Source organism: Promicromonospora sp. Marseille-Q5078 (assembly GCF_050315395.1).
Classification (GTDB): Bacteria; Actinomycetota; Actinomycetes; order Actinomycetales; family Cellulomonadaceae; genus Isoptericola.
On sequence record NZ_JBNPQG010000001.1, the window covers coordinates 1,851,592 to 1,877,328 of the forward strand.

General features: G+C 75.0%; 24 protein-coding genes. 18 read left to right on the forward strand and 6 right to left on the reverse strand.

Annotation, left to right across the window (positions count from 1 at the left end):
• The first annotated feature begins 78 nt into the window (after positions 1-78).
• The gene (locus ACQFYA_RS08590; protein ID WP_499127484.1) at positions 79-1,074 is read left to right on the forward strand and encodes an IS481 family transposase; all 996 of its coding nucleotides are present in this window, start codon (positions 79-81) and stop codon (positions 1,072-1,074) included.
• Here the strand turns inward: ACQFYA_RS08590 and ACQFYA_RS08595 are convergent.
• A complete protein-coding gene (locus tag ACQFYA_RS08595; RefSeq protein ID WP_499123051.1) occupies positions 1,071-2,207 on the reverse strand; it encodes a DUF4439 domain-containing protein in 1,137 nt (378 codons plus the stop codon). The genes ACQFYA_RS08590 and ACQFYA_RS08595 overlap by 4 nt on opposite strands.
• 192 nt (positions 2,208-2,399) lie before the next feature.
• Here ACQFYA_RS08595 and rimP point away from each other — a divergent pair, with 192 nt between their 5' ends.
• The 7 genes from rimP to truB all read left to right on the forward strand — a co-directional run bounded on the left by rimP (position 2,400) and on the right by truB (position 9,652).
• The gene (rimP, locus tag ACQFYA_RS08600; RefSeq protein WP_499123053.1) at positions 2,400-2,987 is read left to right on the forward strand and encodes a ribosome maturation factor RimP; all 588 of its coding nucleotides are present in this window, start codon (positions 2,400-2,402) and stop codon (positions 2,985-2,987) included.
• Positions 2,988-2,989: 2 nt separating this feature from the next.
• Entirely contained in the window at positions 2,990-4,057 is a 1,068-nt protein-coding gene (gene nusA, locus ACQFYA_RS08605; protein WP_499123055.1) for a transcription termination factor NusA, read from the forward strand.
• Positions 4,058-4,216: 159 nt separating this feature from the next.
• Positions 4,217-4,417 (forward strand): YlxR family protein, encoded by a 201-nt coding sequence (locus ACQFYA_RS08610; RefSeq protein WP_499123057.1) that lies wholly within the window; start codon positions 4,217-4,219, stop codon positions 4,415-4,417.
• Between the two features lie 187 nt (positions 4,418-4,604).
• Entirely contained in the window at positions 4,605-7,493 is a 2,889-nt protein-coding gene (gene infB / locus ACQFYA_RS08615) for a translation initiation factor IF-2 (RefSeq protein ID WP_499123060.1), read from the forward strand.
• Between the two features lie 102 nt (positions 7,494-7,595).
• Positions 7,596-8,057 carry a 30S ribosome-binding factor RbfA gene (gene rbfA, locus ACQFYA_RS08620; protein WP_499123063.1) on the forward strand — a complete coding sequence of 154 codons (462 nt, stop codon included), beginning with the start codon at positions 7,596-7,598 and terminating at the stop codon, positions 8,055-8,057.
• A 42-nt stretch (positions 8,058-8,099) separates the two neighbouring features.
• On the forward strand, positions 8,100-8,690 hold the full coding sequence (pyrE, locus tag ACQFYA_RS08625; protein ID WP_499123065.1) for an orotate phosphoribosyltransferase: 591 nt from the start codon (positions 8,100-8,102) through the stop codon (positions 8,688-8,690).
• The gene (gene truB, locus ACQFYA_RS08630) at positions 8,687-9,652 is read left to right on the forward strand and encodes a tRNA pseudouridine(55) synthase TruB (RefSeq protein ID WP_499123067.1); all 966 of its coding nucleotides are present in this window, start codon (positions 8,687-8,689) and stop codon (positions 9,650-9,652) included. Before pyrE ends, truB begins: the two co-directional genes overlap by 4 nt.
• Positions 9,653-9,662: 10 nt before the next feature.
• Here truB and ACQFYA_RS08635 read toward each other — a convergent pair whose 3' ends face one another.
• Positions 9,663-10,247, reverse strand: coding sequence for a hypothetical protein (locus tag ACQFYA_RS08635; RefSeq protein ID WP_499123068.1), 585 nt, complete (start codon positions 10,245-10,247; stop codon positions 9,663-9,665).
• 176 nt (positions 10,248-10,423) lie between these two features.
• Between ACQFYA_RS08635 and ACQFYA_RS08640 the strand changes: the two genes are divergently transcribed.
• The 8 genes from ACQFYA_RS08640 (at position 10,424) to ACQFYA_RS08675 (ending at position 19,914) form a co-directional block, all read left to right on the forward strand.
• Positions 10,424-10,813, forward strand: a complete 390-nt coding sequence (locus ACQFYA_RS08640) for a hypothetical protein (protein ID WP_499123071.1) — start codon at positions 10,424-10,426, stop codon at positions 10,811-10,813.
• Positions 10,814-11,069: 256 nt separating this feature from the next.
• Positions 11,070-12,044, forward strand: coding sequence for a bifunctional riboflavin kinase/FAD synthetase (locus ACQFYA_RS08645; protein WP_499123074.1), 975 nt, complete (start codon positions 11,070-11,072; stop codon positions 12,042-12,044).
• Between the two features lie 298 nt (positions 12,045-12,342).
• On the forward strand, positions 12,343-14,319 hold the full coding sequence (locus ACQFYA_RS08650) for a peroxidase family protein (RefSeq protein ID WP_499123077.1): 1,977 nt from the start codon (positions 12,343-12,345) through the stop codon (positions 14,317-14,319).
• Positions 14,320-14,490: 171 nt separating this feature from the next.
• A complete protein-coding gene (rpsO, locus tag ACQFYA_RS08655) occupies positions 14,491-14,760 on the forward strand; it encodes a 30S ribosomal protein S15 (protein WP_499123080.1) in 270 nt (89 codons plus the stop codon).
• A gap of 236 nt (positions 14,761-14,996) precedes the next feature.
• Positions 14,997-17,243 (forward strand): polyribonucleotide nucleotidyltransferase, encoded by a 2,247-nt coding sequence (locus ACQFYA_RS08660; RefSeq protein WP_499123082.1) that lies wholly within the window; start codon positions 14,997-14,999, stop codon positions 17,241-17,243.
• A 7-nt stretch (positions 17,244-17,250) separates the two neighbouring features.
• On the forward strand, positions 17,251-18,579 hold the full coding sequence (locus ACQFYA_RS08665) for a M16 family metallopeptidase (RefSeq protein WP_499123085.1): 1,329 nt from the start codon (positions 17,251-17,253) through the stop codon (positions 18,577-18,579).
• A gap of 94 nt (positions 18,580-18,673) precedes the next feature.
• The gene (gene dapB / locus ACQFYA_RS08670; RefSeq protein WP_499123088.1) at positions 18,674-19,441 is read left to right on the forward strand and encodes a 4-hydroxy-tetrahydrodipicolinate reductase; all 768 of its coding nucleotides are present in this window, start codon (positions 18,674-18,676) and stop codon (positions 19,439-19,441) included.
• Positions 19,438-19,914 carry a tetratricopeptide repeat protein gene (locus ACQFYA_RS08675; protein WP_499123090.1) on the forward strand — a complete coding sequence of 159 codons (477 nt, stop codon included), beginning with the start codon at positions 19,438-19,440 and terminating at the stop codon, positions 19,912-19,914. Before dapB ends, ACQFYA_RS08675 begins: the two co-directional genes overlap by 4 nt.
• Here the strand turns inward: ACQFYA_RS08675 and ACQFYA_RS08680 are convergent.
• The 4 genes from ACQFYA_RS08680 to ACQFYA_RS08695 all read right to left on the reverse strand — a co-directional run bounded on the left by ACQFYA_RS08680 (position 19,892) and on the right by ACQFYA_RS08695 (position 23,629).
• On the reverse strand, positions 19,892-20,431 hold the full coding sequence (locus tag ACQFYA_RS08680; protein ID WP_499123093.1) for a hypothetical protein: 540 nt from the start codon (positions 20,429-20,431) through the stop codon (positions 19,892-19,894). The two genes, ACQFYA_RS08675 and ACQFYA_RS08680, sit on opposite strands and share 23 nt — an antisense overlap.
• A gap of 113 nt (positions 20,432-20,544) precedes the next feature.
• Positions 20,545-21,753 carry an MFS transporter gene (locus ACQFYA_RS08685; RefSeq protein WP_499123096.1) on the reverse strand — a complete coding sequence of 403 codons (1,209 nt, stop codon included), beginning with the start codon at positions 21,751-21,753 and terminating at the stop codon, positions 20,545-20,547.
• A 4-nt stretch (positions 21,754-21,757) separates the two neighbouring features.
• A complete protein-coding gene (locus ACQFYA_RS08690; RefSeq protein ID WP_499123098.1) occupies positions 21,758-22,492 on the reverse strand; it encodes an ABC transporter ATP-binding protein in 735 nt (244 codons plus the stop codon).
• Between the two features lie 54 nt (positions 22,493-22,546).
• Entirely contained in the window at positions 22,547-23,629 is a 1,083-nt protein-coding gene (locus ACQFYA_RS08695; RefSeq protein ID WP_499123100.1) for an ABC transporter permease, read from the reverse strand.
• A gap of 158 nt (positions 23,630-23,787) precedes the next feature.
• On the opposite strand from ACQFYA_RS08695, the gene ACQFYA_RS08700 reads away from it, so the two are divergent.
• A complete protein-coding gene (locus tag ACQFYA_RS08700) occupies positions 23,788-25,107 on the forward strand; it encodes a sensor histidine kinase (RefSeq protein ID WP_499123103.1) in 1,320 nt (439 codons plus the stop codon).
• A complete protein-coding gene (locus ACQFYA_RS08705; protein WP_499123106.1) occupies positions 25,104-25,727 on the forward strand; it encodes a response regulator transcription factor in 624 nt (207 codons plus the stop codon). The genes ACQFYA_RS08700 and ACQFYA_RS08705 overlap by 4 nt, the downstream gene beginning before the upstream one ends.
• Positions 25,728-25,737 lie beyond the last annotated feature (10 nt).

Genomic DNA, 25,737 nt, shown 5'->3' on the forward strand with positions numbered 1-25,737 from the left:
GAGCCTGTCTGACAGACGAAGGCCTCCGGTTGTGAAGTGGAGCTGTCGAGGAACCACTTCCACCCACCGGAGGCCTTCGTGTCCCACGCTAACGCCCTGCTGACTCCGAAGACGCGGCTGCGTCTGGCGCTGCTGATCGTCGAGTCGGGCTGGACCCACGCCGCCGCGGCGAAGATGTTCATGGTCTCGCCGCGCACTGCGAAGAAATGGGCCGATCGATACCGGGCCGAGGGCACGGCCGGCATGGCCGACCGCAGCTCGCGCCCGCACCACAGCCCGACCCGCACTCCGCAGCCGGTCGTCAAGGCGATCGTGCGACTGCGTTGGCGCCACCGGCTCGGCCCGGTTCAGATCGCTGGCCGGCTCGGCATCCCGGCCGCGACCGTGCATGCCGTCCTCGTGCGCTGCCGGATCAACCGGCTCTGGCGCATCGACCGGGTCACCGGAGAACCGTTGCGCCGCTACGAGCACGATCACCCCGGATCGTTGATCCATGTGGACGTGACCAAGTTCGGCAACATCCCCGACGGCGGCGGGTGGCGGTATGTCGGCAAGTCGCAGGGCGACCGCAACCGTGCCGCGACCGTGACCGAACGCCGCAAGGGTCGCGTGCGGGGACCGCTGGTCGGCACCGCATTCGTGCACACCGTGATCGACGACCACTCCCGTGTCGCCTACGCCGAGATCCACGCCGACGAGAAGGCCCCGACCGCGATCGGCGTCCTGCAACGCGCCCAGACCTGGTTCGCCGATCACGGCATCACCATCGAGCGAGTCCTGTCCGACAACGGCGCCGCCTACAAGTCCCACGCCTGGGCCCACGCATGCACGGACCTCGGAATCGTGCACAAGCGCACCCGCCCCTACCGCCCGCAGACGAACGGCAAGATCGAGCGATTCCACCGGACCCTGGCTGACGGATGGGCCTACGCCCGCTTCTACGACTCAACCAGCCAGCGCAACGCTGCCCTGCCCGGATGGCTCCACTTCTACAATCACCATCGAGCCCACTCCGCCATCGGCGGCCAGCCACCGATCACCCGGCTGACCAACCTCCCTGGACATCACAGCTAGCCCTTCGCGGCGTCGTCCTCGGCCTGCTCCGGCAGGCCGGGGAACGGCACCGGGTCGGCGCCCCAGTCGTCGAGCGTGACGGCCGCGTCGACGAGCAGGTCGACGAGCACCCCGCGGGTGCCGGCCGTCGTCGTGCCGACGAGGGTGGCGTAGTCGGTGGCGAGGTCGTTCTCGAGGTCGACCACCAGGGCTTCGTCCTGCACGTCGGCCGCCCGCGGCACCGCGTAGGCCGCGCGCCGCGGGTCCTGCGCGGTGGCCTGCGTGCCCGCGACCGCGGCCCACGCGTCGGCGCGCTCGGCGTGCTCCGCGACGCGCACCAGCAGCTTCTCGCGCTCGTCGCCCTCGCCGAGCGCCGCCCGCAGCTGCAGGGCGTACCGGGTCGCGTCCTCGGACACCACCAGCGTGCTCAGGTCGTGCGCGGAGAGCCCCTCGGGGACGACGCCGTCGCGGTCCTGCCCGTCGGCGCCGTCGGCGCCGTCCTGCCCGGCGTCCTCGGTGCGCGACCCCGACGGGGAGGGCGACGCCTTTTCGGCCGCGCGCCCGGTCCCGGTCGGCGCCGGGACCTCGGGGTCGACGACGTCGGGCCCGGCGACGTCCGCCAGGGCGGCGAGGCGCTCGGCCGACACGGTCTGGGCCGCGCCCACCGACGCGAGCAGCCGCGCGAGCGGCCCGTCGGTGGTGGTGCCCGCCGCGGTGCGCGAGCGCGCCGCGGCGTCGTCGAGAGCCAGGACCACGTCGGCCGGCGAGGCCATGTCCCAGGCGGAGGACTGCGTGCTCGTCGGCTCGTCGGTCACGAGCCCGGAGTCGTACTCGCCGCCCAGCGCCTCCGCCTGCGCGCGCGACGACGCGGCGATGCGGGTGAGCTCCGTGACGAGCCGCTCCCGCCTGGCCGGGACCTGCTCGAGGGCGGCCTCCGCGCCGTCGGCCACGAGCAGGGCGTCGGACACCGCGGTCCGGCGCACCACCTCGAGGGAGTCGGGCACGGGCTCGGCCGCGGGAGGCGCCTCCAGCCGCACGCCGCACCCCGCGAGCAGCCCGGCGGCGAGCACCGCCCCTGCAACGGCGGTCCGGCGGCGGCGTCGCGCCAGGGGCGCGGCCGCGGTGGTCCGGGCGGGAGCGGGGTGCAGTTCCATCGTGGCCGATGATGCCACGCGGGCGCCGCCGCCGGTGTGACGTTCGCCCGGCGGTGCAGGACGCCGTGCGGCGCGAGCCGGGCCGGTCGTTCGTTACGCTTGACGCTGCACACACAACGACACACCGGCCGCGGGACGTCCCGGCGCGGGGAGCACACGGCAGTTCAACGACGTGACCCACGGGAGGCAGCGATGGCAGCGCAGCACGGCCGCACGACGGCGGCCGGGTCCAAGGCCGAGGCGGTGCGGCGGGTCGTCGCCCCGGCGGTCGACGCGGCGGGCCTGTTCCTGGAGGACGTGGTCGTGACGCAGGCCGGCAAGAAGTCGGTCGTGCGCATCACGGTGGACCTGCCCGAGGACCAGGTGGGCAGCCTCGACTCCGACACGCTCGGCGACGCCTCGCGCGCGATCTCCGCGGCGCTCGACGCCGACGACGTCGTGCCCGGCGCGTACACGCTCGAGACCTCGACCCCCGGCACGTCCCGGCCGCTGACGGAGCTGCGCCACTTCCGGCGCGCCCGCGGCCGCCTCGTGACGCTGCAGCTGCGCGACGGCGGGACGGCGGCCGGCCGGCTGGTCGACGTCGACCTCACGGACGCCCGAGAGGCCGACGGGGCCGACGGGGCCGAGCTCGTGCTCGAGGGCGGCGCGCGGCTGCCCATGGCCGACGTGCGCAAGGGGAAGATCGAGGTCGAGCTCAAGCGTCTCGACGAGGACCACACGGACGCGGGCGACGCCCGGGACGACACCACGGGCACCGCCCGTCACGAGGAGGGCTGACCATGGACATCGACATGAGCACGCTTCGGCTGCTGGAGCGGGAGCGGGACATCAGCCTTGACGTCCTCGTCGCGGCCATCGAGCAGGCGCTGCTGTCGGCCTACCACCGCACGCCGGACGCCTACCAGCACGCCCGCGTCGAGGTGGACCGCAAGTCCGGCCACGTCGCCGTGTGGGCCCGCGAGGAGATCCGCACGCCCGACCCCGAGGACCCGGAGGCGCGGCCCACGATCGAGCTCGGGCCCGAGTTCGACCACACGCCCGCCGACTTCGGCCGCATCGCCACTGCCACCGCCCGCCAGGTCATCGTGCAGCGCCTGCGCGACGCCGAGGACGACCAGGTGCTCGGCATGTTCCGCGGCAAGGAGGGCGAGGTCCTCGCGGGCGTCATCCAGCAGGGCCGCGACCCGCGCGTCGTGCTCGTGGACGTGGGCGGCACGGAGGCCGTGCTGCCCCCGCACGAGCAGGTGCCCACCGAGGACTACGTGCACGGCGAGCGGCTGCGCGCGTACGTCGTCGAGGTCTCCCGCGGGATGAAGGGCGCCCAGGTCGTGCTGAGCCGCACCCACCCTGGCCTCGTGCGCAAGCTCTTTGAGCTGGAGGTCCCGGAGATCGCCGACGGCGCCGTCGAGATCACCGCGATCGCCCGCGAGGCGGGGCACCGCTCCAAGGTCGCGGTCCGCTCCAAGGTGGCCGGCCTGAACGCCAAGGGCGCCTGCATCGGCCCGATGGGAGCGCGTGTGCGCGCCGTCATGGCGGAGCTGCACGGCGAGAAGATCGACATCGTCGACCACAGCGACGACCCTGCCCGGTTCGTGGCCAACGCGCTCTCGCCCGCCCGTGTGAGCTCGGTCACGGTGGTCGACGCGGACGCGAAGGCGGCCCGGGCGGTCGTGCCCGACTACCAGCTCTCCCTCGCGATCGGCAAGGAGGGGCAGAACGCCCGCCTCGCCGCGAAGCTGACGGGGTGGCGGATCGACATCCGTTCCGACGAGGCGGCCCCGGCCGACGGCGGCGCGACGGGTGACGACGCAGGTGGCGCCGCGGTGTCCCGCGGCGCCGTGGGCTGAGGCCGGTCACGGCACGTGGGTCGTCGCGCTAGACTGTCGGGGACCGGGCCACGCGCCCAGCCCTCGACCTCCCCACGTACCGCGCCGGAAAGCGCCGGACCGGTACGGACGTGCGTCGGGTGCAGGGGGCGTGACCAGCGGTCCGCTCTCCTGCGGTTGGTGCTCGAGCCGTCGGGACGCGAGGAACGTCTCGCGGTCGACGTGCGAGGGTGTCTGCCGGGGCGTGGCGCCTGGATCCATCCGACGCCAGCCTGCCTGGCGCTCGCCGAGCGTCGTCGGGCCGTGCCGCGCGCGTTGCGCGTCACGGGACCGGTCGACCTGACGGACGTCCGGGAACACCTGGAGCAGCAGGACCGTTGAGTCCCTCCGGCCCGCGCCGCCGCCCGGCGGACGGGCCATCGCGACCGAGCGTTGCTCGGCCGCACACACACCATGTCGACAAGGAAGCGGGTCAGAAGCCGATGGGCACCCGATGAGTTCCGTGCGATGAGTACTCAGCACTAACGACGGCCTCCCTGTCCCGCAGGAGGGCCGAGACAGGAGAGACGTGCCGAAGATCCGCGTTCACGAGCTGGCAAAGCAGCTCGGAGTGGAGAGCAAGACCCTGCTGGCCGACCTGAAGACGTCGGGTGAGTTCGTCCGGTCGGCGTCCTCGACGCTCGAGGCACCGGTCGAGCGCATGATGCGCGACAAGTACAAGGACGCGGCTCCCGCGTCCTCGGGGGCGAGGTCTGCCGAGCCCAGGGCTGCGGCGCCGCGCGCCGAGCAGAAGGCCGCTCCGGCGAAGCCCGCTCCCAAGCCGGCCCCGAAGGCCACCCCTGCTCCCGTGGCAGAGGCGCCCGCCGCTCCGGCGGCAGAGGCAGCCCCGGCCGCGCCCGCCGAGCAGGCGCCCGCGCAGCCGGCGGCCTCGCGCCCCGGCGCTCCGACCCCCGGTCCGCGCCCTGCGGCCCCCAAGCCGGCCCCGGCCGCACGCGAGCAGCGTGACGGCCGTGACGGCCGTGACGGCCGTGACGGCCGTGACGGCAAGGGCGGTCGTTCCCCGCGTCCTGGCAACAACCCGTTCGCGTCCAGCCAGGGCATGCCGCGCCAGGGTCAGCGCTCCGGCGCCGGCTCCGGCGGTGCGCCGCGCCCGGGCAACAACCCGTTCGCGTCCAGCCAGGGCATGCCCCGCCCGGGGCAGCGCCCCGAGCGCGGCGGCGACGCCGCCGCGACCGAGCGCACGGGCGAGCGTCCCGGCGGTCCCCGTCCCGGCGGTCCCCGTCCGGGCGGTCCCCGCCCCGCGGCGCCGCGTCCGGGCGGTCCGCGCCCGAACCCGGGCATGATGCCCGGCAAGACCTCGATGCCGCGTCCCGGTGAGCGGCCGGCACCTGCCGGCGGCGGCCGTGGCGGCCGTGGCGGTGGCCCCGGTGGTGGCCCCGGCGGCGGCGGTGGTTTCCGCCCCGGTGGCGGCGGCGGCTTCGGCGGCCGTCCCGGCGGGCGCGGTGGCGCCGGCCGTGGCGCCACGCAGGGTGCGTTCGGTCGTGCGGGCGGTCGTCCCGTCCGCGGCCGCAAGTCGAAGCGGGCGAAGCGCCAGGAGTTCGAGCAGATGCAGGCGCCGTCGCTCGGCGGCGTGCAGGTCCCTCGCGGCAACGGCACGACCGTCGTCCGTCTGCGTCACGGCTCGTCCCTGAACGACTTCGCGGACAAGATCGACGCGAACCCCGCCAGCCTGGTGACGGTGCTGTTCCACCTCGGTGAGATGGCCACCGCCACGCAGTCGCTCGACGAGGACACGTTCGGCACGCTCGCGACGGAGCTCGGCTACGTCATCGAGATGGTGTCGGCCGAGGAGGAGGACCGGGAGCTGCTCGGGGCCTTCGACATCGACCTCGAGGCCGAGCAGGCCGAGGAGTCGGACGAGGACCTCATGCCGCGTCCGCCGGTGGTCACCGTCATGGGTCACGTCGACCACGGCAAGACGCGTCTTCTCGACGCGATCCGCCAGACCGACGTCGTCTCCGGCGAGGCCGGCGGCATCACCCAGCACATCGGTGCCTACCAGGTGCGCCGCGAGCACGAGGGCGTCGACCGCCCGATCACCTTCATCGACACCCCGGGTCACGAGGCGTTCACCGCCATGCGTGCCCGTGGTGCCCAGGTGACGGACATCGCGATCCTCGTGGTCGCCGCCGACGACGGCGTCATGCCGCAGACGGTGGAGGCGCTCAACCACGCCCAGGCGGCGAACGTGCCGATCGTGGTCGCGGTGAACAAGGTGGACAAGGAGGGGGCCAACCCCGACAAGATCCGCCAGCAGCTCACCGAGTACAACCTGGTGGCCGAGGAGTACGGCGGCGAGACGATGTTCGTCGACGTCTCCGCCAAGCAGAACCAGGGCATCGAGCAGCTGCTCGAGGCCGTGCTGCTCACGGCCGACGCGTCGCTCGACCTGCGGGCGAACCCGGACAAGGACGCGCGCGGTGTGGCCATCGAGGCCAACCTCGACAAGGGCCGCGGCGCCGTCGCGACCGTCCTCGTCCAGTCGGGCACCCTGCGCGTCGGCGACGCGATCGTCGCGGGCACGGCCCACGGCCGCGTCCGTGCGATGTTCGACGAGCACGGCGAGTCGCTGAAGGAGGCAGGCCCGGCGCGTCCGGTCCTCGTCCTGGGCCTCGCCTCGGTGCCGAGCGCCGGCGACACCTTCCTGGTGGCGCCGGACGAGCGCACCGCCCGTCAGATCGCCGAGAAGCGCGAGGCTGCCGAGCGTGCCGCCCTCCTGGCCAAGCGCCGCAAGCGCATCAGCCTGGAGGACTTCACCAAGGCGCTCGAGCAGGGCAAGGTCGAGACCCTCAACCTGGTCCTCAAGGGCGACGTCTCCGGTGCCGTCGAGGCGCTGGAGGACGCGCTGCTCAAGATCGACGTCGGCGACGAGGTCGAGCTGCGCGTCATCCACCGCGGTGTCGGTGCGATCACGCAGAACGACGTCAACCTGGCCACGGTCGACAACGCGATCATCATCGGCTTCAACGTGAAGTTCGGTGAGCGTGTCGAGGACCTCGCGGACCGCGAGGGCGTCGAGGTCAAGTTCTACTCGGTCATCTACCAGGCGATCGACGACGTCGAGGCGGCCCTCAAGGGCATGCTCAAGCCGGAGTACGAGGAGGCCCAGCTGGGCACGGCGGAAATCCGCCAGGTCTTCCGCTCCTCGAAGTTCGGCAACATCGCGGGCTCGATCATCCGGTCGGGCACCATCCGCCGCAACACCAAGGCGCGCGTCCTGCGCAACGGCAAGATCGTCGGGGACGACCTCACGATCGAGTCGCTGCGCCGCGAGAAGGACGACGTCACCGAGGTCCGCGAGGGCTTCGAGTGCGGTATCGGTCTCGGGTCGTTCAACGACGTCACCGAGGGTGACATCATCGAGACCTTCGAGATGCGCGAGAAGCCGCGCGCCTGACGGTCGCGCTGCTAGGTACAGCCTGACGGCGCCCCGCCCCGCCCCGCTCGAGACGAGCAGGGGGCGGGGCGGGGCGCCGTCGGCGTGAGAGAGGGAGACGCAATGCCTGGTCAGAAGGGCGACAGGCCCGAGAACCCGCGCGCCCGCAAGCTGGCGGACCGCATCAAGGAGATCGTCGCGCAGATGCTCGACACCCGGATCAAGGACCCGCGCCTCGGGTTCGTGACCGTCACCGACGTGCGCGTGACGGGGGACCTGCAGAACGCCTCGGTGTTCTACACGGTGCTCGGCACCGACGAGGAGCGGGCGGGCACCGCGGCGGCGCTGGAGAGCGCCAAGGGCGTGATCCGTTCGGAGGTCGGCAAGCAGACGGGCGTGCGGCTCACACCGACCCTCGAGTTCTTCCTGGACTCGATGCCGGAGAACGCCGCGCACCTGGACGCCGCGCTCATCGAGGCGCGGCGCCGCGACGCCGAGCTCGCCGCGCTGCGCGAGGGCAAGGGCTTCGCCGGCGAGGCGGACCCGTACCGCAAGCCGGGCGAGGACGACGCCGGCGAGGTCTGACCCGCTCCCGTCGCCGTCGCGGGCCTGGGCCAGGATGGGGTCATGACCGATCCCGATCCTGACCTCGCCCGCGACGTCGACCGGGCCTGTCGGCTCACCGGCACCTTCACGCTGCGCAGCGGCCGGCAGGCCACCGAGTACTTCGACAAGTACCTGTTCGAGACGGACCCGGCGCTGCTCGCCCGGGTGGCGCGTCAGATGGCGCCGCTCGTCCCGCCCGGCACGGAGCAGCTCGGCGGCCTCGAGCTCGGCGGCATCCCGATCGTGACGGTGCTCAGCTCGGTCACGGCCCTCCCGGCGCTGTTCGTGCGCAAGGAGGCCAAGCGCTACGGCACGGCGAAGCTGGTGGAGGGGCCGCCCGTCGCCGGGCGGAGGGTCACCCTGGTCGAGGACGTCATCACCACGGGCGGCGCCGTCCGTGATGCGACCCTCGCGCTGCGTGCCGAGGGTGCCGTCGTCGAGACGGTGCTGTGCGCGATCGACCGCAGTCCGGCCGACGTCGCGCCGCTGGCCGACCTGGGCCTCGAGGTACGGGCCGTGCTCATCAGGGCACAGCTCGACGCCGTGCGGGCCCGACCCGCGACCACCACCCGGTCCACGACCACGCGATCCATGACGACGGAGACCCGATGACCGTTCCGGCACACCCCGCGCCGCACCGCCGCCCTACCGCGCCCGACGGGTTCCTGGTGGTCGACAAGCCCTCGGGCTGGACCAGCCACGACGTCGTCGGGCGCTGCCGCCGCCTGGCGGGCACGCGCAAGGTGGGGCACGCCGGCACGCTCGACCCCATGGCGACGGGCGTGCTCGTCGTCGGGGTGGGCCGGGCCACCCGGCTCCTGACGTACGTGGTCGGCGCCGACAAGGCGTACGACGCGACGATCCGGCTCGGCGTGGTGACCACGACCGACGACGCGGAGGGCGAGGTCGTCGCCTCGGCCGGCGTCGGCGGGGGCGTGCCGGGCGAGGACCTCGCGCGCGAGGTCGCGGTGCTCACCGGGGACATCCGGCAGGTGCCCACCACGGTCAGCGCGATCAAGGTGGACGGGAAGCGGGCCTACGCGCGCGCCCGGGCGGGGGAGGACGTCGTCCTCGAGGCGCGCCCCGTCACGGTGAGCCGCTTCGACGTGCTCGCGACGCGGGCCGGGACGACGGCGGGGGGCGTCGCCGTGCTCGACGTCGACGTGTCGGTCGTCGTCTCCTCGGGGACGTACGTCCGCGCGCTCGCGCGCGACCTGGGCGCCGCGCTCGGCACGGGCGGCCACCTCACGGCCCTGCGGCGCACCCGGGTGGGCGGCTACGACCTGGCGGGGGCTCGCACGCTCGAGCAGCTGGAGGCGCAGGCCGACGCCGACGGCGTGCTCGCCACGCTGCCGCTCGCCGACGCGGCCCGCGCGACGTTCCCCGTGCGCGACCTCACCGAGGACGAGGCCCGTGCGCTCGGGTACGGGCAGTGGGTGCCCGAGAGCGGGGAGCGCGGCACCGTCGCGGCGATCGGGCCGGACGGCGCGCTCGTCGCGCTGCTGGAGGACACCCGGCGCCGGGGCGAGGCGCTGGCGAAGCCCGTGCTCGTCCTCGCGCCCGCGGGCGGCTGACCTCGCCGCCTCAGGCCTGCAGGGCGGGCTCGCGGTGCCGAGCACCGCGCTCCAGGGCCTCGTCGCGCGCGGCGTCCTCGTCGGGCTCGGCGCCGCCGGCGGTCCGCAGGTGTCCCACGAGCGACAGGACCACGCCGGCGCCGGCCCAGAGGCCGAGGGCCAGCCACGCGGCGCCCGCGTCGGCGGCCGGGACGTAGGACAGGTCGCGCAGGAGGGTGGCGCCCGCCCCGGGCGGGAACCACTGGCCGATCGCGCCCCAGTGCCAGGGCAGGAACTCGGGCGGCACGGTGGCTCCGGAGATCGGGTTGGCCACGAGCATCATCGTCACCGCGCCCAAGGCGATCCCCGCGCGGCCGAGCACGGCGACGAGGCCCGTGATCGGCGCTGCGACGGCGGCCAGCGCGAGCGCGGCGGCCGCCGCGTTCGTCCACCAGTCGCCCTGCAGCGCCCCGAACCACGACTGCAGCACGGCGACGAGGACGAGGCCGCCCACGGCCGAGTAGACCGCCACGGCGAGGACGCGGCGCAGCGCGCCGACGACCAGGAGCGAGATGGCGACGCCGCCGGCGAGCCCGCCGAGCAGGAGCGGGAACATGGCCGCCGTCAGGCCGGTGCCGCGCGGGTCGTCGGGGGACAGGGGGGCCGACGTCGGTCACCGTCACGGTGGGCGGGGCGGCCGCGGCGCCCTGGCCCGAGTCCTGGCCGGCGGCCTGCGTCTGCTGGGCGAGCCCGGCCTGCAGCTGAGCGGCGACCGAAGTGAGGAGCTGGTTCGTGGCAGAGCTCGCGGCCGAGGCGGTCAGCACCTCGGGCGACGTGCCGAGGACGATCGCGCCGGAGGCGTCGCGGGCCTCGACCGCGGTGACGGCGGCGTCCCGGTCGGCGACCGGCAGGAGGTCGACGGCGCCCGGCTGCGCCTCGTCGAGGGTCGCCCCCAGCCCGGCGACGGCCTGGGGCGGCCCCGCGACGGCGACGGGGAGGTCCCTCGGCTCGGCGGTGACGGCGGGCCAGGAGAAGGCGAGCACCAGGACGCCGACGACGGCGGAGACGCCGAGCGCCAGAGCGACGACCCGGCCCCAGGGCGTGTGCGGGACAGGGCGCGGCGGGCCGGCCGGTGCGGGAGCGGGGGCGTCGGTGGTCGACGACATGGCGGTCTCCGGGTGAGAGGGACGCCCTCCGTGCGTGGTTGCGCACCCGGCCCGCCGCGGGGCTGCCTATCCCGGTGATGCTGGGCCTCGGCCAGGGCTTCCTCATGCAGCGTGCCCTGCTCGACGACTTCGACCCGAGCGGTACCTCCGGGCCGCCGCGGCGATGCTCCCCGGGTGAGGCGGTCCGCGCGGCCGGCGTCGGTCTATCCTTGACGGTCGGCACCCGGCGCGGGTGCCGACCAGCCGGCCATCGACGAGACGGAGCGCGACCCGTGCAGGTGTTCACGGACCTGGACCAGGTCCCCGACGGGTTCGGCCCGTCGGTCGTCACGATCGGCAACTTCGACGGCGTGCACCGCGGCCACCAGGCCGTGCTGCGGCGCCTCGTCGGGCTCGCCCGCGCCGACGACCGCCTCGCGGTGGCGCTGACCTTCGACCCGCACCCCGCCCGGGTGCACCGCCCCGAGACGGCGCCCGAGCTGCTGACCGGGCTGCGCGACCGCCTCGACCTGCTCGGGCGCACCGGCCTGGACGCCGTCCTCGTGGTCCCGTACACGCTCGACCTCGCCGCGCAGACGCCGGAGGAGTTCGTCACCCGGTACCTCGTGGAGGGGCTGGGGGCGCGCAGCGTGGTCGTGGGGCACGACGTGCGGTTCGGCAAGGGGAACGCGGGCACGCTCGCCACGATGGTCGAGCTCGGCGGCACGCACGGCTTCGAGGTCGTGGCCGTGGACGACGTCGGCGAGTGCGCGCCGGGCGCCGGCGGCGCGCGCGAGCGCTGGTCGTCGTCGGCGGCCCGGGCCCTGCTGGCGGAGGGGGACGTCGCGCAGGCGGCGGACGTGCTCGGACGGCCCCACCGGGTGCGCGGCACCGTGGTGCACGGCGACGCCCGCGGCCGCGAGCTGGGCTTCCCGACGGCGAACCTCGGGCACGCGGAGGGCATGGTGCCGGCGGACGGCGTCTACGCCGGGCGGCTCCTGCGCCCGCAGCTCGCCGAGGCCGACCCGCGCGACCCCGACGCCGACCTTCCCGCCGCGATCTCGGTGGGCACCAACCCCACGTTCGACGGCGTGGAGCGCCGCGTCGAGGCGTACGTGCTCGACCGCGACGACCTGGACCTGTACGGCGAGACGGTGGTGCTGGAGCTCGTCGAGCGCCTCCGCCCGACCCTCCGCTTCGACGGCATCGAGCCGCTGGTGGCGCAGATGCACGCCGACGTCGACCGCGCGCGCGACCTCCTGCGCTGACCTTCTGCGCTGACCACCGGCGGGCCGCCGGCCGCGCCACCGGGTGAAACCGCGCGCGGGCGGTCACGGGACCCGAGGCCGCCGCTCCTTCCTGACGTGACGGACCGGGCGGTGCCCGGCCCGTGGGCCGCGGGGGACCTGCGGCCCGGTCACGGCGTGTGCACCGCACTCCCTGTTCCACTGCGGTGCCGCGTCGCAGCGCGCGGTCCCGGGTCGTCCGGCTGGGCGGCCCGGGACGTGCCTCGCGCGCCGGACCGAGCGTGCCCGGCGCCCGCCCACTCCCGAGAGGGGCAGAGCCATGGCGGCTCAGCACACCATCGAGCAGGAGGCGCCCGAGCCCGGACCCGACGTCCACTCGGACCCCGTCGGCCGCACCGTGCGCAGCGTGCGGCACGGCGGTCAGGTCGTGCCGCGCCCGCGCCCTCGACCCCGGCCCGACAAGGACCCGGGGTCGTCGCCCGCGCCGCTGCTCCACGAGACGGAGCTCGCCGTCCTGCGCGACATCGTCGAGGAGCGGTTCGACGCGACCACGTCGTTCGACTACCTCTTCCGCGACCTGCGCGGCCGGTTCCCGGCGGCGCACCTGCCGGTCGCCGACGGGGCCGAGCCGCCGGCGGGACCGATCGCCAACCCGACCGTCGACGCGGTCGTCGAGGCGCTGAAGAAGCTCGGGGCCGCGATGATCGAGCCCGCTGGCCCGCCCGACCCGGCGCTCGACTCCACGGTCCCCGCGATCTACACGTACTGGGGCCAGTTCATCGACCACGACATCACCCTGAACACCAACGGGCCGGACACGCGGCCGCAGGACGGCGAGCGCCCGCGGCCGGGCGACCTCGTCCTGGGCGACATCGTCGCCGACCCGTTCACGGCGTTCCCGCCGGAGGCGGTGGTCCGGAGCCTGCACAACGGCCGGCACCCCTTCCTCAACCTGGACAGCCTGTACGGCAGCGGGCCGCGGTTCCCGGGCGAGCCGGGCCGGCGGACCACGCGCAGCGAGGCCGCCTACGCGACGACCGACCCGGCCAAGCTCGCGCTGGGCCGGGTGGCGACGACCCCGGTGCCGGGGTTCGTGCTCGTGCCCCCGGGGGAGGACCCGCAGCGCGACCTGCCGCGGTTCTCGGCCGCCGAGGTCGCGGCGCTCCCCGTGCCGGAGGAGGACCGCCCGGCGCCCGGGTCGGCGAAGATCCCCGACGGGCGCAACGACGAGAACCTCGTCGTGGCCCAGCTCCACCTGGGCGTCATCCGGTTCCACAACGCCGTCGTGGACCGGGTGCGCCAGATCGAGCCGTGGCTCACGGTCGACGACCGGGCGGTCTTCGACCGTGCCCAGCAGCTCACGCAGCACCACTACCAGTGGCTCGTCGTCAACGACTACCTCCGCACGCTCACGAAGCCGGGGGTGCTCGACGAGGTGCTGGTCGAGCCGTCGCTGCTGTTCCGGCCCCGGCGCAAGGCCGCCATGCCGCTCGAGTTCGCGGTCGCCGCGTTCCGGTTCGGGCACTCCATGATCCGCAACGGCTACGACTTCAACCTCAACTTCGGCAAGGTCGTGCCGCCGGCCGGGCCGCCCCGCGCCGCCTTCGCGAGCCTCGTGCAGCTCTTCGAGTTCACCGGCGGCGGAGGCCTCGTCCCGAGCGGTGCCCCGCCCGGGGAGGTGCTGCCGTCGAACTGGCCGATCGACTGGGCGCGGTTCGTCGACAAGGGCGACCCCGACCGCCGGCGCTCCGCGGCGAAGATCGACCCGTTCCTGGCCAACGGCCTGTCGACCATGCTCAAGGAGGGCAACGACGCGGGGCTCGACCCCGGCGTCAGCGCCCTGCTCAAGCAGCTCGCGCAGCGCAACCTGCTGCGGGGGTACTGGCTCTCCCTGCCCACCGGCGAGGAGGTGGCCCGGGCCCTGCACGTCCCCGCCCTGACCGCGGAACAGCTCACGCGCGGCGCCACGCAGGACGTCAAGGACGCCCTGGCGGAGCTCGGCGGCACCCCGCTCTGGTACTACGTGCTCAAGGAGGCCGAGGTGCAGGGGAACGGCAACTTCCTCGGCGACGTCGGCAGCCGGATCCTGTGCGAGACCTTCGTCTACCTCCTGCGGGCGGACCCCGGGTCCTACCTGAGCCAGGAGTGGACCCCGGCGCAGGGCGTGCGGGTGGACGGCGGGAAGATGATCACGACGATCAGCGACCTGCTGCGGTTCGCGGGCGTCCTGTCCGTCGACGACGGCACGACGTTCCGCCAGGTCGACGGGCACCCGGCAGGGCAGGACGGCGACTGACCCCGCCGCCCGGTGCGCCCCCGATGTGTCGTGGCCCACGTCGCGCCGCCCGCCGGACTCCGGCGGGCGGCGCGCTGGTAGCATGGTGAGGCCGTCTGAACGGCCGCGGATCCAGAGCGCCCCGGTGAACGAGTCCCGGAGCACCGCGCAACGACACACCGAAGGAGAGCCATGCCGCTCGACGCTGCCACCAAGCAGTCCATCATCACCGAGTACGCGACCCACGAGGGCGACACCGGCTCGCCCGAGGTGCAGATCGCTCTGCTGACCCAGCGGATCAACGACCTGAACGAGCACCTCAAGGAGCACAAGCACGACCACCACTCGCGTCGTGGCCTGCTCCTCCTCGTCGGCCAGCGCCGCCGCCTGCAGGGCTACCTGCAGAAGGTCGACATCGAGCGCTACCGCAGCCTCATCGCGCGGCTCGGCCTGCGCCGCTGACACCGCCCGCCAGCCCGGTCACCTCTCGCAGGGGCCGGGCTGGTCTGGTGTGATGTCACCATGACTGAACGGTGACGGGCTCTCGCTCGTCACACCACACCGCGCCGCCGGATTCTCGTCCGGTCCTCGGTAGTGGCCCCCCGAACCGTCCGGCCCACGGGCCGGGCACGGCTCCGTGGGCCTCGATCGAAGACCGCCGAGCCGCGGCGGCGCCCTCGAGATCAAGGAGGGCACCCGTGGAGGGTCCCGAGATCCAGTTCGCCGAGGCCGTCATCGACAACGGCCGCTTCGGCACCCGCACCGTCCGCTTCGAGACGGGCCGCCTCGCCCGCCAGGCCGCCGGCTCCGTCGCCGCGTACCTGGACGGCGAGACGATGCTGCTGTCGGCCACGACGGCCGGCAAGCACCCCAAGGAGCAGTTCGACTTCTTCCCGCTGACGGTGGACGTCGAGGAGCGCATGTACGCCGCGGGCCGCATCCCCGGCTCGTTCTTCCGCCGCGAGGGCCGTCCCTCGACGGAGGCGATCCTCGCCTGCCGCCTCATCGACCGCCCGCTGCGCCCCCTGTTCGTCAAGGGCCTGCGCAACGAGGTCCAGGTCGTCATCGACGTCCTGTCCATCCACCCCGACGACGCCTACGACGTGCTGGCGATCAACGCCGCGTCGGCGTCCACGCAGATCTCCGGCCTGCCGTTCTCCGGCCCGGTCGCCGGCGTGCGCGTCGCGCTGATCGACGGCCAGTGGGTCGCGTTCCCGAAGTACTCGGACCTCGAGCGCGCCGTGTTCAACATGGTCGTGGCCGGCCGTGTCGTCGGTGACGACGTCGCGATCGCGATGATCGAGGCCGAGGCGACGGACGACGCCTGGAAGCTCATCAAGAGCGAGGGCGTCGCCGCGCCGACCGAGGAGGTCGTCGCCCAGGGCATCGAGGCGTCGAAGCCGTTCCTCAAGGCCCTCTGCGAGGCGCAGGCCTCGCTCGCCGCCCAGGCGGCCAAGGAGGTCAAGCAGTACCCGGTCTTCCTGGACTACCAGGACGACGCGTTCGCCGCCGTCGAGGACGAGGTCGCCACGACCCTGCGCGACGCGCTCGCGATCGCGGACAAGCAGGACCGCGAGAACCGCCTGGACGAGCTCAAGGAGGGCCTGCTCGGCGCGCTCGGCGAGCGCTTCGAGGGCCGCGAGAAGGAGCTGTCGGCCGCGTACCGCGCGCTGCAGAAGAAGCTCATCCGCCAGCGCGTCCTCACCGACGGCGTGCGCATCGACGGTCGTGGGCTCGCGGACATCCGCACCCTGTCGGCCGAGGTCGAGGTCATCCCGCGCGTGCACGGCTCCGCCCTGTTCGAGCGCGGCGAGACCCAGATCATGGGCGTCACCACGCTGAACATGCTGCGCATGGAGCAGCAGATCGACTCGCTCGGGCCGGTCACGCGCAAGCGCTACATGCACAACTACAACTTCCCGCCGTTCTCCACGGGCGAGACGGGCCGCGTCGGCAGCCCGAAGCGCCGCGAGATCGGTCACGGCGCGCTGGCCGAGCGGGCGCTCGTGCCCGTGCTGCCGAGCCGCGAGGACTTCCCCTACGCGATCCGCCAGGTGTCCGAGGCCCTCGGCTCCAACGGCTCGACCTCGATGGGCTCGGTCTGCGCCTCGACGCTGTCGCTGCTCAACGCGGGCGTCCCGCTGAAGGCTCCGGTCGCCGGCATCGCGATGGGCCTCATCTCCGACACCGTCGACGGTGAGACCCGCTACGCCGCCCTGACCGACATCCTGGGCGCCGAGGACGCGTTCGGCGACATGGACTTCAAGGTCGCCGGCACCAGCGAGTTCGTCACGGCCATCCAGCTCGACACCAAGCTCGACGGCATCCCGGCGTCGGTCCTGGCCGGCGCGCTGACCCAGGCCCGCGACGCGCGCCTGACCATCCTCGAGGTGCTCGCCGAGGCGATCGACGTGCCCGACGAGATGTCCCCGAACGCCCCGCGCGTCATCTCCGTGAAGGTGCCGGTCGACAAGATCGGCGAGGTCATCGGGCCCAAGGGCAAGATGATCAACCAGATCCAGGAGGAGACGGGCGCGGACATCTCCATCGAGGACGACGGCACCGTCTACATCGGCGCCACCGACGGCCCCTCGGCCGAGGCCGCCCGCGCGGCGATCAACGCGATCGCCAACCCGCACGTCCCCGAGGTGGGCGAGCGCTTCGTCGGCACCGTCGTCAAGACGACGTCGTTCGGCGCGTTCATCTCCCTCTCGCCGGGCAAGGACGGTCTGCTGCACATCAGCCAGATCCGCAAGCTCGTGGGCGGCAAGCGCGTCGAGAACGTCGACGACGTGCTGTCCGTGGGCCAGAAGGTCCAGGTCGAGATCGGTGAGATCGACCCGCGCGGCAAGCTCTCGCTGGTCGCGGTCACCGAGGACGACAAGGCCGACGAGGCCGACGCGCCCGCCGCCGACGCCGCGGCGTCGGACCAGGTGGAGGCCTGACGCTCCGATGACCTGGCACCTCCCGCTCGTCCCCACGGGCGAGCCCGGTGCCGACCTGACCGCCGGGCAGGACGGTGCGACGATCCGTCGCACCGTCCTGCCCGGCGGTGTTCGTGTGCTCACCGAGCAGATGCCGGGCCTGCGCTCGGCGACGGTGGGCGCCTGGGTCGGCGTGGGCTCGCGCGACGAGACCGACGGTCACTTCGGCTCCACCCACTTCCTCGAGCACCTGCTGTTCAAGGGCACCGGCCGGCGCACGGCGATGGACATCGCCGAGGCGTTCGACGCCGTCGGCGGCGAGGCCAACGCCGCCACCGGCAAGGAGCACACCTGCTACTACGCCCGCGTGCTCGACGCCGACCTGCCGATGGCGGTCGACGTCATCGCCGACATGGTCACCTCCGCCCGCCTCGACGAGGGCGAGCTCGAGACCGAGCGCGGCGTCATCCTCGAAGAGCTCGCGATGAACGACGACGACCCGGGCGACGTCGTGCACGAGGAGTTCTCCGCCGCCGTGCTGGGCACGCACCCGCTCGGCCGGCCGATCGGCGGCACGCCGGACACGATCCGCGCCGTGCCCCGCGGCGCCGTCTGGGAGCACTACCGCTGGCACTACCGGCCCGAGACCCTCGTGGTGTCCGCGGCCGGCGGCGTCGACCACGACGCGCTCGTCGCGCAGGTGACGGACGCCCTCGCCGCGGGCGGCTGGGACCTCCCCGCGGGCGCGGTGCCGCGGGACCGCCGTGCCACCGCGGCCGACGCCGCGGGCGTCCCCGTCGACGGCGTCGAGCTGACCGTCCGCCGCCAGGTGGAGCAGGCCAACGTCATCATCGGGTCCACCGGGCTCGCCGCCACGGACGACCGCCGCTTCACCCTGTCGGTGCTCAACGCCGTCCTGGGCGGCGGCATGTCGTCGCGCCTGTTCCAGGAGGTGCGCGAGCGCCGCGGCCTGGCGTACACCACGTACTCCTTCGCCTCCGGGCACGGCGGGCTCGGCACGTTCGGGCTCTACGCGGGCTGCTCGCCCGCGAAGGTCGACCAGGTCACCGAGCTGCTGGTGGCCGAGCTGGAGCGCATGGCGGGCGAGAACATCACCGACGCCGAGCTGACGCGCAGCATCGGCCAGCTCTCGGGCGGGCTCGTGCTGGGCCTCGAGGACTCGGGGTCGCGCATGAGCCGCCTCGGCAAGGCCGAGCTGGTCTACGGCGAGCTGCTCAGCCTGGAGGAGTCGCTCGAGCGGGTCCGCGCGGTCACGGCCGACGACGTGCGCGAGCTCGCCGCCGACCTGGCGTCGCGCCCGCGGTCGCTGGTCCGCGTCGGGCCGTTCGGCGACTGACCTCCCGCTGGTCGAGCCTGCCGGGACCCGCGGACCGGGGTCTCGGCAGGCTCGACCAAGGCCGACGAACTACCAGATCGGAGACCAGATCTCTATGAGCAAGACACTCAAGGTGGCCGTGCTCGGCGCGGCGGGGCGCATGGGCGCCACGGTGTGCCGGGCCGTCGAGGACGCGCCGGACCTCGAGCTGGTCGCGCGCCTCGACGCCGGCGACACGGTGGACGCGGCCGCGCTGGCGGGCGCGGACGTCGCCGTCGACTTCACCGTCCCGGCGGCCACGGAGGCGAACGTGCACGCGGTGCTGGACGCCGGTGCGCACGCCGTGGTCGGCACCACGGGCTGGGACGACGCGTCCCGCGGCCGGGTCGCGGAGCACCTGGCGAGCGTCAACGCCGGGCGGCAGGACGGCCAGGGCGTCCTCATCGCGCCGAACTTCGGCCTGTCCGCCGTGCTCGCGATGACGTTCGCGGCCAAGGCGGCGCGGTACTTCGAGTCGGCCGAGGTGATCGAGCTGCACCACCCCGACAAGGTGGACGCCCCGTCGGGGACCGCGCGGCACACCGCCGCCGCGATCGCGCGGGCGCGGGCCGACGCCGGGCTGGCGGCGATGCCGGACGCCACCGAGTCCGGCCTCGAGGCGCGCGGTGCCGACGTCGACGGGGTGCGCGTGCACGCCGTGCGGCTGCGCGGCCTGGTGGCGCACGAGGAGGTCCTGTTCGGGAACGTCGGCGAGCAGCTGGTGATCCGGCAGGACTCGTTCGACCGGGTGTCGTTCATGCCGGGCGTGCTGCTCGCGGTGCGCGAGGTCGTCTCCCGGCCGGGCCTGACGGTGGGGCTCGAGAACGTGCTGGACCTGTCGTGACCGACGCGCCGCGCCGGCGGCTGCCGCGCGGGCTCGCGGGGGCGCTCGCCGTCACCGCGCTGCTCGCGCTGTACGTCTGGGCGATCGCCGGGCGCGGGATCGCGATGATCCGCGACGGCGCGCCGGTGCTGGTCGCGATCGGCGTGGCCGTGCTGGTCATCCCGCTGCTCGTCATCGCGCTGATCGTCCGGGAGTTCCGCCTCGCCACGCGCGTGCAGCAGATGGCCGACACGCTCGCGGCCACGGGCGACCTGCCGGTGGACGACCTGCCGCGGTCGCCCGGCGGGCGCATCGACCGGTCGGCGGCCGACGCGGCCTTCGAGGAGCGTCGCGCCGCGGTGGAGCAGGACCCGGACGACTGGAAGACCTGGTACCACCTCGCCTTCGCCTACGACGCGGCGGGCGACCGCCGGCGGGCCCGCGAGACGCTGCGGAAGGCCTCGTCGATGTTCAGGCCCGGCGCGTCGTCCTGAGCGGCGGGGTGTCGAGCGGGACCGGCGTGAGCTGCGTCCAGCAGTAGAGGGCGTGCCGCACCTGCCGCGCCCGGTCCGCGAGCTCGCCGAGCGCTACCAGGGCGGGGACGAGCCGGTCCGGCGCGGCGACCCCCGGCGCCGCCGACCAGGTCAGCGCCACCGCGGCCAGCCGCTCGGGGGCCGTGGCGGCGAGCGCGCGGCAGAGCTCCTCCGAGACGGCCACCACCCACGGGCCCTCGTCCGTGCCGTCGACGAGCGCGCCGTGCCGCGGGTGCGACGTCACCTCGGCGTAGGGGCGGGCGCAGAGCACCTCCGCGAGCCGGCCCAGCATCACGAACGGCTCGACCGCCGGCAGGCGCACCGTATCGAAGAGCGGCTGGCCGGAGCCGCGCGCGAGCACGGACGGACCGTCCTCCTGGTGGACCACGGTCGCGGCGACCGCGTCGGTGGGCGCCGCGAAGTAGTCCGTCACGATCGGTGCCGCGTGGTGGGTCCGCGTTGCCCCCGGGTGGTCCATGGGGACACGGTGACACCGCGGTGCTACGGGCGCGTCACGGCGTCGTGACGGGCCGGGAACGGTTCGCCCGGAGCGCGCGGTGCCCTGAGATTCGTTGCGTTCGCCCCGCGGCGCTACGACGCGTGGCGCGGGAACGCCTGCCGGGCGACGAGCACCGCGACGAGCGCGACGGCGACGATCGCGGCGCCGGTGAGCGCGAGGACGCCGGGCCCGGGGCCCGCCACGACGACGGCCCCGACGGCGGCGCCGAGCCCGATGCCGAAGTTCGAGGTCGCGTTGACGAAGGCGCCCGCCACGTCGGGCGTCGCGCCCTGGGTGCGCAGCGCCGCGGCCTGGAACGTGGCGGGGATCGCGCCGAAGGCCGCGAGCCACACGCCGGCCGCGACGAGCACCCCGGCGGTGCCCGGCAGCGCCACCGCCACCGCGACCAGCGCGAGGGCTATCGCCGCCATCGCGGCGATCGTCAGGGCGCGCGGGCTGCGGTCGAGGTACCGGGCCGCGCCCCACAGGCCGATCAGTCCCAGCGCGCCGAACACCAGCAGCGCGGGGCCGACGGCGGCCTCCGACAGCCCGGCGGCCAGCAGCAGCACCGAGATGTAGGTGTAGACGGTGTACTGCCCGCCGAACAGGACGGTGTTGGTGCCGACGACGAGGCCCAGCCGGGCGCGGCCCCGGCGGGCGGCCTCGGCGTCGCGCGGGCCGGCCTGCTCCACGGCGACCGACGGCAGCAGGCGTGCCACGAGCAGCGCGGTGACCGCGCAGACGGCGGCGAGGACGCCGAACGACCAGCGCCACCCCACCGCGGCGCCGAGCGACGTCGACAGCGGCACCCCGAGCACGAACCCGAGCGTGCCGCCGGCCGTCACGAGGGTGAGCGCGCGCCCGGTGTACAGGGGGCTGACGAGCCGCGCGGCGTACGCGATCGACACGGAGAAGAACACCGCGTGCCCGAGCCCGCCCAGCACGCGGGCGCCCGCCACCACCGCGTACGAGGGGGCCACCGCGACGATCAGGTTGCTGGCCGCATAGGTCGCGAGCGTCGCGAGCAGCAGCGGCTTGCGGGCCACCGACCGGGTGGCGACGGTGAGGGGCACCGCGCAGGCGGCCACCACGAACGCGTACACCGTGACCAGCAGCCCCGCCGTCGACTCCGTGACGCCGACGCCGCGCGCGACCTGCGGCAGCAGGCCCACCGGCAGCACCTCGGTGGTGATGGCGACGAAGTTGGCGACGCCGAGCACCGCGATCCCCGCCGCGGCGTCCCGGACGGTGCGCGTGGGCGCGCGGGCGGGGTCGGGGGCCGGGTCGGCGGGGTGGGTCACCGCCTCATCCTGCCATCGGAGCCCCGAGGGAGAGCGGCGCGCCCGTGGGGTGGTCGCCGGCCTCGAGGCGGCCGTCCACCAGCCGCGCGACGGCGTCCACCGGCCCGAGGGTGGACTCGTCGTGCGTGACCAGCACCGTCGCGGCGCCGCACTCGCGGGCGAGAGAGGTGACGAGCCCGACGACGGCGAGGCCGCGCTCGTGGTCGAGCGCCGAGGTGGGCTCGTCGACGAGCAGGACGTCGGGGCGCGTGGCGAGCGCCCGCGCGATCGCGACGCGCTGGCGCTGCCCGCCGGACAGGGCCGCGGGCCGCCGGTGCGCCTGGTCGGCGAGGCCCACGGCGTCGAGCAGCTCGAGGGCGCGGGCCCGCAGGCTCGCGGGCCGGCGGCCCCGCAGGTGCGCGAGCAGCTCGACCTGCTCGACGGCCGTGAGGGACGCCAGCAGCTGCGGCTGCTGGAACACGATCCCGACGTGCTCGCGCCGCACCCGGGTGGCCTCGGCGACGCCGGTCGTGGGGGAGAGCACCGGGGCGTCCGGGCCGGAGCCGATCGTCACGGTGCCCGACGTCGGGCGGGTGAGGCCGCCGGCCACGGCCAGCAGGCTGGACTTGCCGGACCCGGACGGCCCGACGAGCGCGGTCGTCGTGCCGGCGGGGACGGTGAGCGAGACGTCGTCGACCGCGGTGAGCGTCGAGGCGCCGTCGGGGTAGACGAGGGTGATGCGGTCGAGGTGCAGGTCCATCGGGGGCTCCAGGGTGGTGCGGGGTGTGCGGCAGGGTGTGCGGAGGGGACGGGGTCAGCGGGCGGCGAGCGCGGCGTGCGGGTCCACGCGCGTGATGCGCGCGACGGCGAGGGCGGCGCCGGCGACGCCGAGCACGACGAGCAGCGCCGCGGGGAGCACGGTGGTCGCGGCGGAGACCACGACGGGCACGGCCCCGGACAGCAGCGCCGCCGACCCGGCGGCGAGCAGGGCGCCCAGGGCCACCCCGCCGACGAGCACGACCAGGGCCTGGCCGATCGCGTCCCGCAGCAGGTAGCCGGTCGACGCGCCCAGGGCCTTGAGGACCGCGACGTCGCCGCTGCGCCCGACGGTCCACACGGTGAAGAACGCGCCCACCACGAGGGCGGAGATCGCGAGCAGGAAGGCCTGCATGGTGGTCAGCGAGCCGTTCTCCGCGGCGAAGGAGCCGACGGCCGACCGCGCGTCGCGCGGGGTGAGCACGGTGCTGCCGGTCGCGGCCGCCGCGGCCGCGACGGCGTCCTCGTCGAGGTCGTCGGTGAGCGCGACGGCGGTCGCGACGGCGTCCTCGCCGGGGGCGCCGACCGCCTGCCAGTCGTCGAGCGTCGTCCAGACGACGGGCGTGTGCGCGTAGGAGGCGTCGGAGGCCACGACGTCCGCCACCCGCAGGTCCTGCGATGCGACGACGAGGGTGTCCCCGGCCCGCGCGCCGAGGTCGTCGGCCGCGCCGGCGGACAGCACGACCTGGCCCGCGGCGACGTCGGCGCCGGCCGGCACGAGGCCGGAGCCGGGCGGCACGCCCAGCACGGTCACCGACGTGCCGCCGGCGGCGCCGTCGAGCGTCGCGCGGGTCGTGGCGATCCCGAGGGGCACGGCGTCGGCGACGCCGTCCCGCGCGGTCCAGGCGGCGACGTCGTCGCCGTCCACCTGGGAGGCGCTGAAGTCGACCGTGGCGCCGTCGGGCACGGAGAGCGCGAGGTGGTCGACGGGCAGGTCCGTGACCGCGGACGTCGACTCCCGCGCGAGCCCCGCGGTGAGGGACGCGAGGAACGTCACGAGGAACGTGACGAGCACGACGACGACGGACACGAGGGCGAACCGGCCACGGGCGTGGCGCAGGTCGCGCAGGGCGACGAACACGAGGACCTCCAGGAGACTCGGACGAGTACCCCTCGAGGCTCTCGCCGGGGCGCGTCCGCCGGATCGGGCCCCGGGCGGGTCCGTCGCGGCCGCGAGGCGGAGGCACGGCTCCACCTTTCGGCCGATGCGCGGCGCCCGGCCGTGGCTACGGTGAAGCCATGCCTGCCGCACCCGCCCCCGCGACCGGTGGGACGGCCGACCGCGGGGAGCACTCCCGCCCCGAGCACTCCCACCCGGTGCTCGCCACGACGCGGGTGCTCCAGGTGGGCCTCGACGTGCTCGTGGTGGGCCTCGTGCTGTTCGCGGTCGGCCAGGTGCTGGCGACCGGGGGCTCGCGCGGCGGCCCGCTGGTCGTCGTGCTGCTCGGGGCGGCGACGCTCGCCGTGTACGCGCTCGGCCGCGCCCGCGTGCGCGTGGCGGCGCGCCCCATCGACGAGCCGCGCGGCGCGTGGTGGCCCGGCGGGGCGTGGATGCTCGGCCTCGGAGTCCTCTGGCTGGCGCTGGCGGCGGTGGCGCCCGGCGCCCTGTGGGTCGCGTTCCCGCTCATGCTGCTGCAGATGCACGTGCTCGGACCGCACGGCGGGGTGGTGGCGGTGGCGCTCACGGCGGTCGTCGCGATCGCCGCCTGGGCGTGGTGGTCCGGGGCCCTCGTCGTCGGGGGCGTGCTCGGCCCGCTGCTGGGCGGGTGCGTCGCGGTCGGCGTCGTGCTGGGGCTCGAGGCGCTCGTGCGCGAGACGCAGGAGCGCCAGCGCATGCTCGCTGAGCTGCAGGCCGTGCGGGAGCACCTGGCGGACGCCGAGCGGGCCCGCGCGGTCGCGGGCGAGCGCGAGCGGCTCGCCCGCGAGATCCACGACACCCTCGCGCAGGGGTACTCGGCGATCGAGCTGCTGCTGCGCGCCGCCCGCGACCGGGTGGGCGTGGACGACGACGCCGCCCGCGCCGGCGTCGACCGGGCGCGGGACGTCGCCCGGGAGAACCTCGGCGAGGCCCGGCGGTTCGTGCGCGACCTCGCCCCCGCCGACCTGTCGGGCGCCGGGGGGACGGCGCTCGCGGCCGCGCTGCGCCGGGTCGCCGACCGTGCCGCGGACCGCGGCGGCCCTGCCGTCACCGTCACGGTCACCGGCACGCCGCGCCCCGTCGGCACCCCGGTCGAGGCCGCCCTGCTGCGCGTGGCCCAGTCCGCGCTGGCGAACGTCGCCCAGCATGCGCGGGCGGTCACCGCGGCCGTGACCCTCAGCTACCTGGACGACGCCGTCGCGCTCGACGTCGTGGACGACGGCGTGGGTTTCGACCCCGAGCTCGCGGAGACCCTGGGGGCGTCGCCGGGCGGCGGCGGGTTCGGGCTGGTCGCGATGCGGTCGCGGGCGCGCGAGCTGGGCGGCACGCTGAGCGTCGAGTCCGCGCCCGGCCGGGGGACGGCGCTCGCGGTGGAGCTGCCGGCCGCGCCGGACGCGAGGGCCGGGGAGGGGGCGCCGTGATCGACGTCGTGCTGACCGACGACCACCCGGTCGTACGCGCCGGGCTGCGCGCCGTCCTGGACGCCCAGCCGGACGTGCGCGTGGTCGCCGAGCTCGGCCGGGCCGAGGACCTGGTGGCGCGCGTGCGCCGCGGGGAGCCGGCCGACGTCCTCCTCCTCGACCTGCGCTTCGGCGACGGCCGGACCGGCGGCGTCGAGGCGACGCGCGAGGTCGTCGCGCTGGGCGGGCCGCCCGTGCTCATCCTCACCACGTACGACTCCGACGCGGACATCCTCGCCGCCGTCGAGGCGGGTGCCACCGGGTACCTCCTCAAGGACGCGCCGACGGACGAGCTCGTGGCCGCGGTCCGCGCGGCGGCGAGGGGGCAGGCCGTGCTCGGGCCGGCCGTGCAGCGCCGGCTGCTGGGCCGCATGCGCGCGCCCGGGGTGGCGCCGACGCTCCGCGAGATCGAGGTGCTGCGGCTGGTCGCCGCGGGGCGCAGCAACGACGAGATCGCGCGCGAGCTGTTCCTCACCCGCGCCACCGTGAAGTCGCACCTGGCGCACGTCTACGACAAGCTCGGCGTCGCCTCGCGCACCGCCGCCGTCGCGGAGGCCCGCCGCCGCGGCATCCTCGGCTGAGAGCGTCGGG